This is a genomic window from Streptomyces sp. NBC_00104 (genome assembly GCF_045160825.1).
Classification (GTDB): Bacteria; Actinomycetota; Actinomycetes; order Streptomycetales; family Streptomycetaceae; genus Streptomyces.
This window is the reverse complement of sequence record NZ_CP108215.1, coordinates 6,342,005-6,359,976: the sequence shown is the minus strand read 5'-3', so window position 1 is coordinate 6,359,976 and position 17,972 is coordinate 6,342,005. Positions and strand designations below refer to the sequence as shown.

Genomic DNA, 17,972 nt, shown 5'->3' with positions numbered 1-17,972 from the left:
TTTCAGCCTATCGGCACCCACCGACACTCCGAAGCAGCGCCCGAACGCACGCACGCCGCACCACGAAGTCACACAAAACCCGCACACATTCAGCAAATCCAGGGCGAAGATTTCAGCCACGTCGAAGTGCGGCCGAGCAAGGGGCACGGGGCACTGCGCGACCAGCCACAACCAACCAGCAGCCGCGAGAGCACCCGCACCCCCGAGCTACTAGGAGCCTTCCCCAGCCGCCGTCGCCTTCTTCGCGGCCACCTTCTTCGCAGGAGCCGCCTTCTTGGCCGCGGCGGTCTTCGAAGTCGCCGTCTTCTTCGCGGCGGTCTTCTTGGCCGGCGCGGCCTTCTTCGCGGCGGCCTTCGTCGCCGTCTTCTTCGCGGGCGCCTTCTTGGCCGTCTTCTTGGCGGGAGCCTTCGCCCGCTTCTCCGCGAGCAGCTCGAACCCACGCTCGGGCGTGATCGTCTCCACGCTGTCCCCGGACCGCAGCGTCGCGTTGGTCTCGCCGTCGGTGACGTACGGCCCGAAGCGGCCGTCCTTCACCACGACCGGCTTCGCGCTGACCGGGTCCTCGCCCAGCTCCTTCAGCGGCGGCTTGGCGGCGGCCCGCCCGCGCTGCTTGGGCTGGGCATAGATCGCCAGCGCCTCTTCGAGGGTGATCGTGAAGAGCTGGTCCTCGGTCTGCAGCGACCGCGAGTCCGTGCCCTTCTTCAGATACGGCCCGTAGCGGCCGTTCTGCGCGGTGATCTCCTGCCCCTCGGCGTCGGCGCCGACGATCCGCGGCAGCGACATCAGCTTCAGCGCGTCGGCCAGCGTCACCGTGTCCAACGACATCGACTTGAACAGCGAGGCCGTGCGCGGCTTGACCGCGTTCTTGCCGGTCTTCGGGGTGCCCTCGGGGAGCACCTCGGTGACGTACGGGCCGTAGCGGCCGTCCCGGGCGATGATCTGGTGACCCGTCGCCGGGTCGGCACCGAGCTCGAAGTCACCGCTCGGCTTGGCGAGCAGCTCCTCCGCGAGCTCGATGCTCAGCTCGTCCGGGGCCAGGTCCTCGGGCACGTCCGCCCGCTGGTGCCCCTCGGAGTCCTTCTCGCCGCGCTCGACGTACGGGCCGTAGCGGCCGACGCGCAGCATGATGCCGTCGCCTACGGGGAACGACGAGACCTCGCGGGCGTCGATCGCGCCCAGGTCGGTGACCAGTTCCTTCAGACCGCCGAGGTGGTCCCCGTCACCGTTGCCGGCCTCGGCCGCCGTGCCGTTCGCACCCGTGCTCTCGCCGAAGTAGAACCGCTTGAGCCACGGCACCGCCTGGGCCTCACCGCGCGCGATGCGGTCGAGGTCGTCCTCCATCTTGGCGGTGAAGTCGTAGTCGACGAGCCGCCCGAAGTGCTTCTCCAGCAGATTGACCACGGCGAAGCTCAGGAAGGACGGCACCAGGGCCGTGCCCTTCTTGAAGACGTATCCCCGGTCGAGGATCGTGCCGATGATCGACGCGTACGTCGACGGGCGACCGATCTCGCGCTCTTCGAGCTCCTTGACCAGCGACGCCTCGGTGTAGCGGGCCGGGGGCTTGGTGGCGTGCCCGTCGACCGTGATCTCCTGGGCGGAGAGCGCGTCCCCCTCGGCGACCTGCGGCAGCCTGCGCTCGCGGTCGTCCAGCTCGGCGTTCGGGTCGTCGGCGCCCTCGACGTAGGCCTTGAGGAAGCCGTGGAACGTGATCGTCTTGCCGGAGGCGCTGAACTCGGCGTCCCGGCCGTCGGAGGCGGTGCCACCGATCTTCACCGTGACGCTGTTGCCCGTCGCGTCCTTCATCTGGGAGGCGACCGTCCGCTTCCAGATCAGCTCGTAGAGCTTGAACTGGTCGCCGGTCAGGCCGGTCTCGGCGGGCGTGCGGAAACGATCGCCCGAGGGACGGATCGCCTCGTGCGCCTCCTGCGCGTTCTTGACCTTCCCGGCGTACGTGCGCGGCTGCGCCGGCAGGTAGTCGGCGCCGTACAGCTGGGTGACCTGGGCGCGGGCGGCGGCGACGGCGGTCTCGCTGAGCGTCGTGGAGTCCGTACGCATATAGGTGATGAAGCCGTTCTCGTACAGCTTCTGCGCCACCTGCATCGTCGCCTTGGCCCCGAAGCCGAGCTTGCGCGAGGCCTCCTGCTGGAGCGTGGTCGTACGGAAGGGGGCGTACGGCGAGCGGCGGTACGGCTTGGACTCGACGGAGCGGACCGAGAAGCGGGTGTTCTCCAGGGCGGCGGCCAGCGCGCGGGCGTCTCCCTCGTCCAGGTGCAGGATGTTCGCGCCCTTGAGCTGCCCGACGGAGTCGAAGTCGCGGCCCTGGGCGACGCGGCGGCCGTCGACGGACTGCAGGCGGGCGACCAGCGCCGACGGGTCGGAGGCGTCGCCGGCGCGGCCGGTCGCGAAGGTGCCGGTCAGGTCCCAGTACTCGGCCGAGCGGAAGGCGATCCGCTCGCGCTCCCGCTCCACGACGAGCCGGGTGGCGACGGACTGGACGCGGCCCGCCGACAGCCGCGGCATGACCTTCTTCCACAGGACCGGCGAGACCTCGTAGCCGTAGAGGCGGTCGAGGATGCGGCGGGTCTCCTGGGCGTCGACCAGCTTCTGGTTCAGCTCGCGCGGGTTGGCGACGGCGGCCTGGATCGCGGCCTTGGTGATCTCGTGGAAGACCATCCGCTTGACCGGGACCTTGGGCTTGAGCACCTCCTGGAGGTGCCAGGCGATGGCCTCGCCCTCGCGGTCCTCATCGGTGGCGAGGAAGAGCTCGTCGGATTCCTTCAGCAGATCCTTGAGCTTCCTGACCTGGGCCTTCTTGTCCGCGTTGACCACATAGATGGGCGCGAAGTCGTGCTCGACGTCCACGCCGAGCCGGCGCACCTCGCCGGTGTACTGCTCGGGCACCTCCGCGGCGCCGTTGGGAAGGTCGCGGATGTGCCCCACGCTCGCCTCGACGATGTAGCCGGGGCCGAGATAGCCCTTGATCGTCTTCGCCTTGGCAGGCGACTCGACGATGACGAGTCGGCGGCCGCCCTTCGCGGTCTCGCTGGTCGGGGACAACTTCGCTCTTCTCTCCGGTCGACGCTGGGTTTCCCCAGGCTTGCTTCCCGGGGCGGGCGCCCCCGGAAGCCGTTGCCTCGCACGGGGCTCGGCGGTCGGCCCGGGGTCGGGTCATGCTGACGCTGCGGAGTGTGACGGTACATCCCGCCCCCGTGTCAAACGGGAAAAGCCCGCAACGGCCACTCGAACGGTAACCCGACTACCGCCATTCCTGCCGCCCGGCGTCTTCAGCGATCCGTTCGGGCCGATGCGGAGCGTCACATCCCGGTTACCCGCAGGCTCTCCGGCCCCGGCTCCCCCGGCCCGCTCAGATCCGTGTGAAGCACCACGCGCCGAGCGCGAGGGCGGTGACCGCCGTGACGCTCGCGAACGTCGCCGACATCACGGGACGCACCCCTTGGGCGACCGGCTCGCCCTGGCGCAGCCGCCTCGCGGTCCACAGCAGCAGCCCGCCCCCGAACAGGGCGAACACCACTCCCACGAAGATCGCCGGTCCGCTCTCCATGTCCCGTCCTCCCACCCCTCGGTTCCCCGGGACGGGAGGCTGGCACGGACGGGAAGCGGGCGTGCGAACCCGAGGTGAACGCGAGGCGTCCGGGCGCGGCCGGGGCCTCAGACCGAGCCGGGCGTGGGTATCTTCCCGGTCGTCTTCGACACATCGGCGTTGCGCACCGTGCACACCACCTTGCTGAAACCCTTCTTCCATTCCTCTTCGTCGGACACCCATCCCGACACGATCAGGTCAGCGCCGGGGGCCCAACTCGTCTCGAACCTGTTGGTGCACAGCTTTCCCCCTTCGGCGAGGGCTCCGTCGAAGGTCATGTTGGCGGGCGCCTGGACCGAGCCGACGACCTGGTCGGTGTGCGCTTCGGCACAGTCGGTCAGCGGGGCGTCGTACCCCTCGTCCCTGGTGGTGTAGTCCCAGCAGTCGCCGACGGCCATCTGAGTGGGCCACAGATTCATGCCCACGTCACGGAGTCGGCCCACCTCGCCGCCGATCGGGACATGCCGGCCGAGTACGAGACATGCCGTACCGCCCTTGGCCGCGGTGAAGCCCTCCTTCGTCGGGACGAGCGCGTAGACCCCCGCGTCGGGCAGGGCCTCGGCCAACCGGCCGGCCTGGCCCGCGCAGCGCCGCGATCCGTCGGCCCTGGCGTCCGCGTGGTCCGACGCCGTCTCCACCGCCACCACCTGGCCGTCCGGCCAGTCCTCGTCGCAGTCCACCACGCCGAGGTCGGGCACCGACTTGAAGGCCGTCCCCGTCCAGACCGCCTTGACGCAGTCCCCCACCTCCAGCGCCTTCTTGAGGGCCGCCTGCTCGCCGTAGGGATACTCCGACCCCGGCGGCGACACGAGCACCTCCGGGGTGTCGGAGGGCTTGGGGTCCGGACCGCCCGTCAGGTTCACCGCGGCCCAGGTCCCGCCGCCCGCCACCAGCAGCACGGCGACCACGATCGCGAGGATCGCCGCCGCGGGCATCTTCCGCTTCGGCGCGCCGGGCGGCGGGCCCCCGGCCGTGAGGGTCGGGAGCCCGGCGTACCCCGGCGGTTGAGCCCCGCCGCCCCCGTACGGCGTCGACGGGTTGGCCGCGTACGGCAGCGACTGACTGCCCACGGTGCCGCTGTACGCCGACGCCTGACCGCCGCCGTACGGCGTGGGCCGGCCGCCCGGTGTGCCTCCATAGGGCGTGGACGGGCCGCCCCCGTACGGGTTGTAGCTGTCGTAGGGACTCCGAGGCTGCTGCCCCTGCTGCCCCTGCTGCCACGGGTCGTACGGTGACGGCCCGCCCGGCGTGGGCGGGCCGCCCGCCGGGGTGTTCGGGGTGTTCGGCGCGGAGGGTGCACCGGGTGTGTGCGGGGCCCCCGGAGTGTGCGGTGCGTACGGCGTGTGGGGTGCGCCCGGCGTGTTCGGCGTGCCTCCCAGACCGTGCTGCCCGGCGGCCACGTACCCGGGCGGCGCGCTCCCCACGTATCCCGGTGGCGCACCGGCGCTCGCGTGACCGCCGGGCGTACCGGGCGTGGCAGGAGTGCCTGGAGCCGGTCCGAAGCCGCCGGGCGCCGAAGCGGGGGTGGCTCCCCAGCCCGGCGGGGTGGCTGCGCCGCCCGCGTCGGCGACCCGCTCCAGGCCGCGCGCCACCGCCTCCGGTGACAGCCGGCGCACCGGGTCCTTGATGAGCAGGCCGTGCAGAACGGAGGCCAGTTCCCCGGCGCGGACGGGCGGCGTCGGCTCCTCGCCGAGCAGCGCCGTGAGCGTCGCGTACTCGCCGTGGCGGTCGAAGGGCCCGCGCCCCTCGACCGCGGCGTACAGCGTGGCGCCGAGCGAGAACAGGTCGGCGGCCGGTGTCGGCGGCTCGCCCCGCGCCCGCTCGGGCGCCAGATACCCGGGCGTGCCGAGGATGCCGGCGGTGGCGGTGAGCCGGGGCTCGCGGGACTCCGGCTGGAGCGCGATGCCGTAGTCGGTGAGCAGCACGCGGGCGTAGGGGTCGCCCGAGGCGTCGGCGGCCAGCAGGATGTTGGCCGGTTTCACATCCCGGTGGAGTATGCCGATCCGGTGCCCCGCCGTGAGCGCGTCGAGGACGGCGATCCCGATCCGGGCGACCTGCTCGGGCGGGAGCGGCCCCCGCTGCCGTACGACCGCCTGGAGGTCGATCGCGTCCGGCACGTACTCCATGACGATCCACGGCAGGCCGTCGTGGATCACCACGTCGTGGACCGTGGCCACATGCGGATGGCCGCGCAGCCGCGCGGCGTGCCGGGCCTCGCTGCGGGCCCGGGCGATGCGCTGGGCGGGCTCGGTCGCGTCCGTCGGAACGTCGGGCAGGGAGATCTCCTTCATGGAGACCTCGCAGGCCAACTCCTCGTCGTACGCGAGCCAGACCCGGCCCATGCCGCCCGCGCCCAGGGTGCGCAGCAGTCGGTACCGGCCGTTGATGGTCCTTCCCTGGCCCTGCTCCGGCGAAGCCCCCGCCATCGCGATCCCCCGATCCCCCAGAGACAGCGCGTGCCTCCCCCGAGGACACGTCGCATCCGTCTCTTGAAAATAGCTTCGCACGCACCACTGACAGGAGCCCTTTTACGGACCAATCCAGGCAGAGGGGACACTTGCGCCCCAGGAGTACGAACACGCCCCGCACGTCACGGGGACGGGCGCCGCACGGGGTACCAGGACCGTCACCGGACGGTACGGAAATCGTCACCGGGCACGAAGCCCTGGCGCGGCTTTCTCACCGGGTGCCGGGTGCTGGGAACCGCTCTCCGGGCCGGCCCCTCACGTCGGCACGGCCGCTCGTTCGGCACGGCCGCTCAGGTCGGCACGGCCGCTCAGGTCGGCACGGCCGCTCAGGTCGGCACGGCCGCTCAGGTCGGCACGGCCGCTCAGGTCGGCATCAGCCGCTCAGGTCGGCATCAGCCGCTCACGGAGCCGGTTCGAGGAACCCCTGTTCGACAAGGAGCCGGATCTGGACCGGCGTACGGTCCCGCAGAGCGACGGGGTCCTCGCCGACGAGCTGGGCGATGGCGTCCAGAATCCGCCCCGCGCTGAGCCTGCCGTCGCACACACCGGCGAATCCCGCGCCGACCGTGTCCACCTTCGTGGCCCGGCGCATGCCCCGGTTCTGACGCAGCACCACATGCTCGGGGTCCTCGGCGCCGGGCAGCCCGACCTGCTCCTGGACGACCTCGGCGGTGAGCCGGAAGTGCGCGGCGAGAAGCGCCGCGTCGTCGTTCGCCCGCAGGTAGTCGACGCGCGCGAAGTGCTGCCGCACGGTATCGCCGAGCGGTTGTTCGACCGGATGCGGCCACTCCTCGACGGTGATCGAGGGCTCGGAGTCCGCGGCGGCCGACTTCCGCAGCGTGATCCACCCGAACCCGACGCCCTTCACCTTCCGCGCCTCGAACTCGTCGAGCCAGGCGTCGTACCGCGCCCGGTACTCGGCCACGTCACCGCGGTGGTCACCCGCGTCCCGCAGCCACAACTCCGCGTACTGCGTGACGTCCTGGACCTCCCGCTGGACGATCCACGCGTCGCACCCGCGCGGCACCCACGACCTGAGCCGCTCCTGCCAGTCCTCCCCCTCCACGTGCTGCCAGTTGGCGAGGAACTGCGCGAACCCGCCCTCGTTCAGCCGCTCCCCCGCCTGCGAAACGAGCGTGCGGCAGAGGTCGTCCCCCGCCATCCCGCCGTCGCGATACGTCAGCCGGGCGCCGGGCGAGATCACGAACGGTGGATTGGACACGATGAGGTCGTACGTCTCGTCCGACCGGACCGGCTCGAAGAGCGAGCCCTGGCGCAGATCGGCCGCCGGTGCTCCGGAGAGCGCCAGCGTGAGCGCCGTGATGTGCAGCGCGCGCGGGTTGAGGTCGGTCGCCGTCACGCGCGTGGCGTGGTGCGCGGCGTGCAGCGCCTGGATGCCGGAGCCGGTCCCCAGATCGAGGGCGGATCCGACGGCCGTCCGCACGGTGATCCCGGCGAGGGTCGTGGACGCCCCGCCCACCCCCAGCACGACACCCTCGTCCCGGCTCCCGATCCCCCCGGCCCCACCGACCGCGCACCCCAGGTCGGACACGATGAACCAGTCCTCACCGTCGGGCCCGCCGTACGGCCGCACATCGACGGCGGCGGCGACCTCGTCCCCGTCCTCACCGACGCGAAGGAGCCACCCGCTCTCCACGCACGCGTCGAGGGGCAGCACACCGTCCACGCGCGCGCCTGCGACCGGCTGCTGCAACAGAAACAGCCGCACCAGCGCCTCCAGCGCCGTCTCCCCGCGCGTCGCCCTCAGCGCTGGCACGACCTCACTCCGCGCCAGCGCCGCGTACGCGGAGGCGCCGAGCAGCTCGAGCAGCCCATCAGCGGTGAATTCGGCACCGATCAGCGCCTCCCGCAGCCGCACAGCGACATCGGACCGGTCAACAGAGGGCAGCGAAGACAACCTGGAGTCACTCACACCGCTCAGCGTAGCCGCGCGGGGTGACCCCACTCGGCTGCGGACAACCGCGCCGCAGGGCAACGACCATCCCCGCCCAGCGCCGGACGCCGGACGCCGGACCGACGGCCCAGTCACCCGCCGCCCGGCGAAACCCCGCTCAGCTCTTGGTCGAAGAAGCCGGCGCGGACGCCGACCCGGGGGTGGTCGCGGACGTGCAGCTCTTCTGCTCGGCCATCGCCTGCCCGACCTCCCCCTTCTCCAGCTCCTTCAGCGCGTCACTCCCGGTCTTGCTCAGCTTCTCCAGCTCGGTGGCAACCCCTTCGAGCCCGTCCGCGAACTTCGCCTGGTCCTTCGTGTTCAGCGCGTCCGACTTCTTCTTCAGCTCGCCGTACGCCGTCGACAGCTGGTTCAGCTCGGCGACCGCGGCCTTCTGCTTCTTCGCGCCGTCCTCGACATCCGGCGCCCCGGCCTTCTGAATGGCCGTCGCCATCGCCTTGTACGCGTCGGAGATGTCCTGGAAGCCCTGGGAGTCGGCCTTCTGCACGTCCGCCGGTGCGCTGTCGTCCGAGGTCTCCTGCTGGATCGAGGCGTTGGCCGCCGCGATCTTCTTGATCTGCGGCTGCACGGAGTCGCAGACCTCCTTGGCCCAGGAGTTCAGCTTGTCGTTCGTCTCGTCGTCGCCGCTGCAGCCGGACAGCGCCAGTACCAGTACCGCACCGCCGGACAGTGCGGCCGCGAGCTTCTTGTTCACCGGATTGGTCCCTTCCATGGCTCTCGGCCCCGGAACATACACGGCACATGGGCGACACCTGTGTGCCGAGCACCCCCAGTGCACCCTTTTGTAACCGTTTGCACCAAGAGAGAGAAGGCTCACGGAGACCGTCGGCACATACGAGGGCGGGCGGGCGGCGCGTCAACACGCGCCGCCCGCCCGCCCCTTGAGCTGGACCCTCGCAGGCCCGGCCGTAAGACCGCCTACGAAACCACCGCTGGATCCGCCGACTTGGCCACCCGCTCGGAGTTGTCTTCGTCACCCACGGCGATCCCGCGCCGCTTGGACACGTACACCGCCCCGACGATCACGGCGATCGAGGCCGCGGCGATCGCGACGCGCAACCCGACGCTCTTGTCCTCGCCGTAGCTGAACTGGACGACCGCGGGCGCGATGAGCAGCGCGACGAGGTTCATCACCTTCAGCAGCGGGTTGATGGCCGGTCCCGCGGTGTCCTTGAACGGGTCGCCCACCGTGTCACCGATGACGGTCGCGGCATGGGCCTCGCTGCCCTTGCCACCGTGATGACCGTCCTCGACGAGCTTCTTGGCGTTGTCCCACGCGCCACCGGAGTTGGCGAGGAACACCGCCATCAGCGTCCCGGTGCCGATCGCCCCGGCGAGGTACGCGCCGAGCGCTCCGACCCCGAGCGTGAACCCGATCGCGATGGGCGCCATGACGGCGAGCAGACCGGGCGTGGCCAGCTCTCGCAGGGCGTCCTTGGTGCAGATGTCGACGACCCGGCCGTACTCGGGCTTCTCGCTGTAGTCCATGATCCCGGGGTGCTCGCGGAACTGCCGCCGCACCTCGTAGACCACCGCGCCCGCCGACCGCGAGACCGCGTTGATCGCCAGCCCCGAGAAGAGGAAGACGACCGCGGCGCCCGCGATGAGCCCGACGAGGTTGTTGGGCTGCGAGATGTCCATCATCAGGTTCATCGGCGCGTCTTCGCCGGAGACCTTCTCGCCGACGTCGTTCGCGGCCGTGAGGATCGCGTCGCGGTACGAGCCGAAGAGCGCGGCGGCCGCGAGGACGGCCGTGGCGATGGCGATGCCCTTGGTGATGGCCTTGGTGGTGTTGCCGACGGCGTCCAGGTCGGTGAGCACCTGCGCGCCCGCGCCCTCGACGTCGCCGGACATCTCGGCGATGCCCTGCGCGTTGTCGGAGACCGGCCCGAACGTGTCCATGGCGACGATGACGCCGACCGTGGTGAGCAGACCGGTGCCGGCCAGCGCCACCGCGAACAGCGCGAGCATGATCGACGTACCGCCGAGCAGGAACGCCCCGTACACGCCGAGGCCGATCAACAGGGCGGTGTAGACGGCCGATTCGAGACCGATGGAGATACCGGCGAGGACGACGGTGGCCGCGCCGGTCAGCGAGCTCTTGCCGATGTCCCGTACGGGACGCCGGGTGGTCTCGGTGAAGTAGCCGGTCAGTTGCTGGATCAGCGCGGCCAGCACGATGCCGATGGCCACCGCGACGACCGCGAGGAACCGCGGATCGCCGGCATGGCCCTGGATCGCCGTGTCCGTGACGCCTTCGAGGTCGGCGTACGACGACGGCAGGTAGGCGTAGACGGCGATGGCGACCAGTACCAGCGAGACCACCGCGGAGATGAAGAAACCGCGGTTGATGGCGGACATGCCGCTGCGGTCGGTGCGACGGGGTGCCACCGCGAAGATACCGATCATCGCGGTGAGTACGCCGATCGCGGGCACGATCAGCGGGAACGCGAGCCCGGCGTCGCCGAACGCCGCCTTGCCGAGGATCAACGCGGCGACGAGCGTGACGGCGTACGACTCGAAGAGGTCGGCCGCCATGCCCGCGCAGTCGCCGACGTTGTCGCCCACGTTGTCGGCGATGGTCGCGGCATTGCGCGGATCGTCCTCCGGAATGCCCTGCTCGACCTTGCCGACCAGGTCGGCGCCGACGTCGGCGGCCTTGGTGAAGATGCCGCCGCCGACCCGCATGAACATGGCGATGAGCGCGGCCCCGAGGCCGAAGCCCTCCAGCACCTTCGGCGCGTCGGCCGCGTACACGAGGACCACGCAGGACGCGCCGAGGAGGCCGAGCCCCACCGTGAACATGCCGACGACGCCGCCGGTGCGAAATGCGATCTTCATCGCCTTGTGCGAGACGGCGGTGAGATCTTTTTCGGGCTCTCCTTCCGCCGGTGTCGCTTCCCGGGCCGCCGCGGCGACGCGCACGTTGCTGCGCACGGCGAGCCACATACCGATATAACCGGTGGCCGCCGAGAACGCCGCGCCGATCAAGAAGAACACCGACCGTCCGGCGCGCTGATTCCAGTCGTCCGCGGGCAGCAGCATGAGCAGGAAGAACACGACGACGGCGAATACGCCGAGCGTGCGCAACTGCCGTGCCAGGTAGGCGTTCGCACCTTCCTGGATCGCCGTCGCGATCTTCTTCATGCTCTCGGTGCCCTCGCCCGCCGCGAGCACCTGGCGCACCAGGACCCCGGCGACGGCGAGCGCGGCCAGTGCCACGACGCCGATCACCATGATGATGATCCGGTTGTCGTCGGTCAGCACCGCGGCTGCGAAGTTCGCGGTGTGGTCAAACCTTTGAGGGGTAGAAAGCCCCGCCATTCGTCCTCCTTGACGCTTGGGCTGAGCTCAAGATGTGGACGGATTGTAGGGAGCGGAACCTGATCAAAACAGTGCACGGCAAACGGAATTGGCCTTCACATGCTTCTCAGCAAATGATCCACGCACGGACACATTACTCGAAAGAAGTAACGCCTCAAAGGCATTGACGCTTGATCAAATTATCGCGCGATTGATCGTGAATTCCTTCACGAATTCCGGTGGTCCGATGGACGGTGATCGGAATAAATGCCCAACAAACACGAAGGGCCCTGCTCAGCAGGGCCCTCGCGGTACTACTTGAAGTTGTGAGGATCAGGGCACGACCACGATCGACGGCGTCGTCGGCCAGGTCATGCGGATCAGTCCGCCGTTCTCCCCGGCGGTGACCTCCACGTCGTCGACGAGGCCGCTGATGACCGCGAGGCCCATGTCGTCCTCCTCGATCTCGGCGTCCGCCTCACCGCCGGCGCCCGATGGATCGCCACCGGGGACGGCGTGCGGCGCCTCGTCGCCGACCTCGATGGAGAACTGCTTCTCCTCCTCGATCAGCAACACCCGCACCGGCGCCGAGATGCCACTGCTCTGATGCAGTCCGACGGCACGGGTGCACGCCTCGCCGACGGCCAACCTGACCTCGTCGAGGACGGCCTCGTCCACTCCGGCCCTGCGCGCCACCGCTGCCGCCACCAGTCGGGCGGTCCGGACGTGCTCGGGCAGCGCGCTGAAGCGGAGTTCAACGGTGGCCATGCATCCCCCTCGGAACTACGGGCGTGCTGTCGAAGGGCCGGGCCCACGGGCCCGGTCCCCCCTCACTTGTCTCTCGCCGTTCCGGACGCTGGGCCCGGGCGGGCGCGATCAGTCGGTGGCTGCCACCGCTTCGTCGACCGAGGTGTGAATCGGGAACACCTTGGTCAGACCGGTGATGCGGAAGATCTTCAAAATCCGCTCCTGGTTGCACACCAGACGCAGCGAGCCCTCATGGGCCCGTACGCGCTTCAGGCCGCCCACCAGCACGCCGAGCCCGGTGGAGTCGAGGAAGTCGACGCCCTCCATGTCCACGACGAGGTGAAAACTCCCGTCGTTGACCAGCTCGACCAGCTGCTCACGCAGCTTGGGCGCGGTATAAACGTCGATTTCGCCACCGACCTCGACGACCGTACGATCGCCGACGGTACGGGTCGACAGGGACAGGTCCACGGATCCTCCAGCACCTTGCTATCGAGCGTTCGCCCCTCGGGACACCTCGGCTTGAAAGCCCCCGGGACGGTTCGCCAGCCGCGATGGCATTCAATCACTTACCGGCAGGCGTGCACGACGCCTTGGCTCCATTGTCCGTCACGCCGGTGACACACTCGATGCCGATGGCCAAGAATCACCGATCCGATCGATCCCCGACGGACACCGCTTCCAGCCCCTCGCCGAGCACGGTCCTGGACCGGCTCGCCTCGGGGCCGAGCCGGGCTTCGCGCATCACTCATACGGAGCATGTGCCCCCGCGCGCGGGCCGCCATGCCGTCTGGCCCGACCGGATCCGGTCGGAGGTCGTCGCCGCCGTGCAGGCCGCGGGAATCGAACATCCCTGGGCCCACCAGGCACGCGTCGCCGAGCACGCGCTGGACGGCGAATCGGTCGTCGTCTCCACCGGAACCGCCTCCGGCAAGTCCCTGGCGTATCTCGTCCCGGTCCTGTCGCGCCTCCTGGACGGCTCCGAGGCCCCGAACGGCCGTGGGGCGACCACGCTCTACCTGGCCCCCACCAAGGCCCTCGCAGCGGATCAGCGCCGATCCGTGAAGGAACTTTCACAACCTCTCGGAAACGCCGTACGCCCGGCCGTGTACGACGGCGACACCCCCGTCGAGGAACGCGAGTGGGTCCGCCAGTACGCCAACTACGTCCTCACCAACCCCGACATGCTGCACCGCGGCATCCTCCCCTCCCACCCCCGCTGGGCCTCCTTCCTGCGCGCCCTCAAGTACGTCGTCATCGATGAGTGCCACACCTACCGCGGCGTCTTCGGCTCCCATGTCGCCCAGGTGCTCCGGCGCCTGCGCCGCCTGTGCGCCCGCTACGGCGCCGAACCCGTCTTCCTGCTCGCCTCCGCCACCGCCGCCGAACCCTCGGTCGCCGCCCGCCGCCTCACCGGCGTCCCCGTCACCGAGGTCGCGGACGACGCCTCACCCCGCGGCGAACTGGTGTTCGCCCTCTGGGAGCCCCCGCTCACCGATCTGCACGGCGAGAAGGGCGCCCCCGTCCGCCGCACGGCCACCGCCGAGACCGCCGACCTCCTCACCGACCTGACCGTCCAGGGCGTCCGCTCGGTCGCCTTCGTACGCTCCCGGCGCGGCGCCGAGCTGATCTCCGTGATCGCCCAGGAACGTCTGGCCGAGGTCGACCGCTCCCTCGCCCGGCGTGTCGCCGCCTACCGCGGCGGCTACCTCCCCGAGGAACGCCGCGCCCTCGAACGCGCCCTCCACTCCGGCGAACTCCTCGGCCTCGCCGCCACCACCGCCCTCGAACTCGGCGTCGACATCTCCGGCCTGGACGCCGTCCTCATCGCCGGCTACCCGGGCACCCGCGCCTCCCTGTGGCAGCAGGCCGGCCGCGCCGGACGCTCCGGCCAGGGCGCCCTCGCCATCCTCGTGGCCCGCGACGACCCGCTGGACACCTTCCTGGTCCACCATCCGGAGGCCCTGTTCGACCAGCCGGTGGAATCGACCGTCCTCGACCCCGACAACCCGTACGTCCTCGCCCCGCACCTCTGCGCCGCCGCCGCGGAACTGCCCCTGACGGACGAGGACCTCGGCCTGTTCGGCCCGGCCTGCGAGGAACTGCTGCCACAACTGGAGGCCGCGAAGCTGCTCCGCCGCCGGGCCAAAGCCTGGCATTGGACGCGCCGCGAGCGGGCCGCCGACCTGACCGACATCCGGGGCCAGGGCGGCCGCCCCGTCCAGATCGTCGAGACCGGCACGGGCCGGCTCCTCGGCACGGTCGACGCGGGCGCCGCCCACACCTCCGTCCACGAGGGCGCGGTCCATCTGCACCAGGGCCGTACGTACCTGGTGCGCGAACTGGACCTGGAGGACTCCGTCGCCCTCGTCGAACAGGCCGACCCGCCCTACTCCACGGTCGCCCGCGACACCACCTCCATCTCCGTCCTGGAGACCGACACCGAAGTCCCCTGGGGCGACGGCCGGTTGTGCTACGGCTCCGTCGAAGTCACCAACCAGGTCGTCTCCTTCCTCCGCCGCCGCCTCATCACCGGAGAGGTGCTCGGCGAGTCCAAACTCGATCTCCCCCCTCGTACGCTGCGCACCCGCGCCGTGTGGTGGACCGTCACCGAGGACCAGCTGGACACGGCCCGGATCAACCCCGAGATCCTCGGCGGCGCCCTGCACGCCGCCGAACACGCCTCGATCGGCATGCTGCCCCTCTTCGCGACCTGCGACCGCTGGGACATCGGCGGCGTCTCGGTCCCGCTCCACCCGGACACACTGCTCCCGACGGTCTTCGTCTACGACGGCCACCCCGGCGGTGCGGGCTTCGCCGAGCGCGCCTTCCACACCGCCCGCGCCTGGCTCACCGCCACCCGCCAGGCCATCGCCTCCTGCGAGTGCGACGCCGGCTGCCCGTCCTGCATCCAGTCCCCCAAGTGCGGCAACGGCAACGACCCGCTGCACAAACGGGGGGCCGTGCGGCTGCTGACCGAGCTGTTGCGGACAGCACCCGACGCTCCGCCGGCGGACCGGGCGGCCTAGTGAGCTGGTCCGGAGATCCTGTCGCAGTAGCGGCAGGATCTCCGGACCAGCTCACTAGGGCCCGAAGGCATCTCGGGGTTCGGGGACGGCCGCCGGCCCCGGCGGGCCCGCCCGTGCCCTGGACTCGGCGGTCAGTGGGCCCATGCCCGAGGCCGCCGTGACATCGGAGATCTCTCCCTCGACCTCGCAGAGCACGAGGCGGCCGCCCTGTGCCCTTGCCACCCGTTCCGCCGTCGCACAGGCCCCCTCGTCGCCCTTCATCCAGTGATCGGCGGCGGCGAGAGCCGCGAGGTCGGCCGTCGCCTCCGCCTGATGCCGGATCACGACGACCTGCCCCAGCGCGAGTACGGCCCCGAACACGGCGCACAACACCGCGATCGCCCCGACGGCCCAGACGGTCGCGGACCCTCTGTCCGAACCAGCCGAACCAGCCGCGCTGGCCGAGTTGGCCGCGCTGGCCGAACGGGTGACCCGCAGCCGCCCGCCGGACCACGAGAACGCGGTCACCCGGCCCCCTCCCCGACCGTCTCCTCCGCCAGCGCCACGGCCGTATGACCGAGATCGAGGCCCAGTCCGTCCGGGCCCGGCGCCGGGGCCGAGACCACGACGCGTACGAAGTCACCCTCCCGGCCCACGCTCACCTCCGCCCCGTCCGGCGCCGTCTTCCGGGCCGCCGCCACGACCGCGGCAGGCGGGTCCTGCCGGGCTGCCGCACGGGCCCCGGCCCGGGCGGCGTCCACGACCTGGATCTGCGCGCAGGCGGCGAACAGGGCCCACACCAGCGCCGTCGCGAACAGGAGCAGCACGGGCAGGACCATGGCCGCCTCGGCCGTCACGAACCCACCGTCGCCGCCCAGCACCCTGCGCCGCCGCCGTGGCCGGCCTGGCTCACGCCCCGCCATTGAGGGCCCGCCCGACGATCTGCTGCAGCTCCGCCTGGACCTGCCCGCTGGTCACCACCTTGTAGAGCACCGCGGCGAAGGCCACCGCCGCGATGATCCCCACCGCGTACTCGGAGGTCACCATCCCCGCGTCCCTCCGCGCCGCCCGCGCCCGGCACACCACGGCCCGCACCACCCGAACCCGCACCGCTTCCCGCGCTGCCTGCACTGCCGTTACTGCCTGCACTGCCTGCACTGCCTGCACTGCCTTGGACATCTCAACCCCCGTGAGGCTCTGTTGCATCGACTGTCGATCACTGATCACTGATCACTACTTGCTCTTCACCGCCGGTCGGCCCGCTCACCGCCCGCTCAAGTCCGCCCCGTCATCCCCCACCCCCTCCCAACAACCCGTCCGCCAGCCCGATGACCACCGGCAGCACGCCCACGGCGATGAAGGCGGGCAGAAAGCACAGGCCGACCGGTGCGGTGACCATCACGGCGGCCCGGCGGGCCCGCTCCGTCGCCGAACGGCCCCATTCGGCGCGGGCCTCGGCGGCGAGGCGGGCGACAGGGGAGGCGGCCGGTACGCCGGACTCGTCGGCGCGTTCCAGGAGCCTTGCCAGCGCTCCGGCTCCGGGGAGGGCCGCCAACGAGCGCCAAGCCTCGGCCGGTTCACCTCCGAGCCGGGCCTCTGCCGCGCCCCTGGCCAGCCTCTCGCCCACCGGGCCGCCCAGGGCCTCGCCCACGGCCTGCGCGGCCGCCACGGGGCTCGCCCCGGCCGTGATGCAGGCGGCGAGCAGATCGGCGGCGAGAGGCAGCTGGCGTGCGGCTGCCGCGACGTCGTACGCCTCTGCCGGGTCGCCGCCCAGGCGCCGGGCCCTCCGGAGCCACTGCCAGGCCCCGACGCCGACGGCCAGCCCCAGCAGCAGGCCCGGAAGGCCACCGACGAGCACCCACCCGGCGCCGACCACCCCGGCGACCGGCAGCCATCGCCGTACGGCGCCCCGTGACACGAGGTTCCGCCGGGGCGGCTCGGCCGCCAGGACGAGCACGGTGGCCAGCCGGGCGCGCAGCCTTCGTCGGCGTCGCGCGGTGTCGAGCGACCGGGCCGGCCACCACAGTCCCACGACCACGCAGAGGGCCACCCCCAGCCTGTGGACAACCTCCCCGCTCACGCCGCCTCAGCTCCCCGCACGATCCGCAGCGCCCACCACAGCCCGGCACCCTCCAGCACCGCGCCGACGAGCAGACAGCCCAGCCCCGCCGTGCTGTGCAGCACCACGTGCAGGGGGTTCGCGCCGAGCGCGGTGCCCAGCAGGAGCCCCAGGACCGGCAGGCCGGCGAGCATCACCGCCGTCGACCGGGCGCCGGCCAACTGGGCGCGCAGGTCGGCCCGCTGATCCCGCTCGGCGCGCAGGGCGCCCTCCAGCCGGTCGAGCCCGGCGGCGAGGCCCGCACCCCGGTCCACGGCCACCCGCCAGCACGCGGCGAGCCCCAGCAGCCCGTCGGCGCCCGGCTGCCGTGCCGCGGCCGCCAGGGCCCCCGGTACGTCCCCGCCGAACCGCGCCGCCGCCAGCACCACGGCTCGCGCCTCGCCGAGCCCGCCGGAGTCCCTCGCGGCCCGCGACAACGCCTCACCCGGCTGCCGCCCGGCCCGTGCCTCCCCGGCGAGCGCCGCGCACAGCGCGACCACGGCGTCGCCCCGCCGCTCCCGGGCCCCGCGCTCCTCCGCCGCCCGCCGAACCCGCCTCAGCAACGGCACCCCGGCCGCTCCCGCGAGGGCCGGCAGCACCGACGCCCCCAGCACCGCGATCACCGACCCGGCCACGGGCGCCCACCACTCGGCTCCCAGCCCCCGCACCCTGCCGACCACCCGTTCCCAGCGGGGCGGCCCCACAGCCCCGCCACCGGCCAGCAACAACCGCGCCCGCCGAACCCCGGCGCCCCGCCCGTCACCCGCCATCCAGG

14 protein-coding genes are annotated in these 17,972 nt (G+C 71.6%); 1 reads left to right on the top strand and 13 read right to left on the bottom strand.

From position 1 onward, the window contains the following. Positions 1-210: 210 nt before the first annotated feature. The 8 genes from topA to bldG form a co-directional block, all read right to left on the bottom strand. Positions 211-3,057, bottom strand: a complete 2,847-nt coding sequence (gene topA, locus OG272_RS28035; RefSeq protein WP_326579529.1) for a type I DNA topoisomerase — start codon at positions 3,055-3,057, stop codon at positions 211-213. 307 nt (positions 3,058-3,364) lie between these two features. Further along, entirely contained in the window at positions 3,365-3,562 is a 198-nt protein-coding gene (locus tag OG272_RS28030; RefSeq protein WP_326579531.1) for a hypothetical protein, read from the bottom strand. A 107-nt stretch (positions 3,563-3,669) separates the two neighbouring features. Further along, positions 3,670-6,027 (bottom strand): protein kinase domain-containing protein, encoded by a 2,358-nt coding sequence (locus OG272_RS28025; RefSeq protein ID WP_405895144.1) that lies wholly within the window; start codon positions 6,025-6,027, stop codon positions 3,670-3,672. Between the two features lie 442 nt (positions 6,028-6,469). Continuing rightward, on the bottom strand, positions 6,470-8,002 hold the full coding sequence (locus tag OG272_RS28020; RefSeq protein WP_405895143.1) for a methyltransferase: 1,533 nt from the start codon (positions 8,000-8,002) through the stop codon (positions 6,470-6,472). A gap of 139 nt (positions 8,003-8,141) precedes the next feature. After that, positions 8,142-8,753, bottom strand: coding sequence for a small secreted protein (locus OG272_RS28015; protein ID WP_326579537.1), 612 nt, complete (start codon positions 8,751-8,753; stop codon positions 8,142-8,144). Between the two features lie 206 nt (positions 8,754-8,959). Next, on the bottom strand, positions 8,960-11,365 hold the full coding sequence (locus OG272_RS28010) for a sodium-translocating pyrophosphatase (RefSeq protein WP_405895142.1): 2,406 nt from the start codon (positions 11,363-11,365) through the stop codon (positions 8,960-8,962). Between the two features lie 312 nt (positions 11,366-11,677). Continuing rightward, the gene (locus OG272_RS28005; protein ID WP_326579541.1) at positions 11,678-12,112 is read right to left on the bottom strand and encodes an ATP-binding protein; all 435 of its coding nucleotides are present in this window, start codon (positions 12,110-12,112) and stop codon (positions 11,678-11,680) included. A 108-nt stretch (positions 12,113-12,220) separates the two neighbouring features. Next, on the bottom strand, positions 12,221-12,562 hold the full coding sequence (gene bldG / locus OG272_RS28000) for an anti-sigma factor antagonist BldG (RefSeq protein ID WP_005475923.1): 342 nt from the start codon (positions 12,560-12,562) through the stop codon (positions 12,221-12,223). 83 nt (positions 12,563-12,645) lie between these two features. Here bldG and OG272_RS27995 point away from each other — a divergent pair, with 83 nt between their 5' ends. Then, on the top strand, positions 12,646-15,120 hold the full coding sequence (locus tag OG272_RS27995) for a DEAD/DEAH box helicase (RefSeq protein ID WP_327728417.1): 2,475 nt from the start codon (positions 12,646-12,648) through the stop codon (positions 15,118-15,120). Between the two features lie 54 nt (positions 15,121-15,174). On the opposite strand, the gene OG272_RS27990 is transcribed toward OG272_RS27995, so the two are convergent. From OG272_RS27990 to OG272_RS27970, 5 genes are all read right to left on the bottom strand, one after another. Beyond that, a complete protein-coding gene (locus OG272_RS27990; protein ID WP_405895141.1) occupies positions 15,175-15,627 on the bottom strand; it encodes an Rv3654c family TadE-like protein in 453 nt (150 codons plus the stop codon). Continuing rightward, positions 15,624-16,022, bottom strand: a complete 399-nt coding sequence (locus OG272_RS27985) for a TadE family type IV pilus minor pilin (RefSeq protein ID WP_327728418.1) — start codon at positions 16,020-16,022, stop codon at positions 15,624-15,626. Before OG272_RS27985 ends, OG272_RS27990 begins: the two co-directional genes overlap by 4 nt. Continuing rightward, on the bottom strand, positions 16,009-16,278 hold the full coding sequence (locus OG272_RS27980) for a DUF4244 domain-containing protein (protein ID WP_405895140.1): 270 nt from the start codon (positions 16,276-16,278) through the stop codon (positions 16,009-16,011). The genes OG272_RS27985 and OG272_RS27980 overlap by 14 nt, the downstream gene beginning before the upstream one ends. A 109-nt stretch (positions 16,279-16,387) precedes the next feature. Further along, a complete protein-coding gene (locus OG272_RS27975; RefSeq protein WP_326579574.1) occupies positions 16,388-17,179 on the bottom strand; it encodes a type II secretion system F family protein in 792 nt (263 codons plus the stop codon). Next, the gene (locus tag OG272_RS27970; protein WP_405896084.1) at positions 17,176-17,967 is read right to left on the bottom strand and encodes a type II secretion system F family protein; all 792 of its coding nucleotides are present in this window, start codon (positions 17,965-17,967) and stop codon (positions 17,176-17,178) included. Before OG272_RS27970 ends, OG272_RS27975 begins: the two co-directional genes overlap by 4 nt. Between the last annotated feature and the right edge of the window lie 5 nt (positions 17,968-17,972).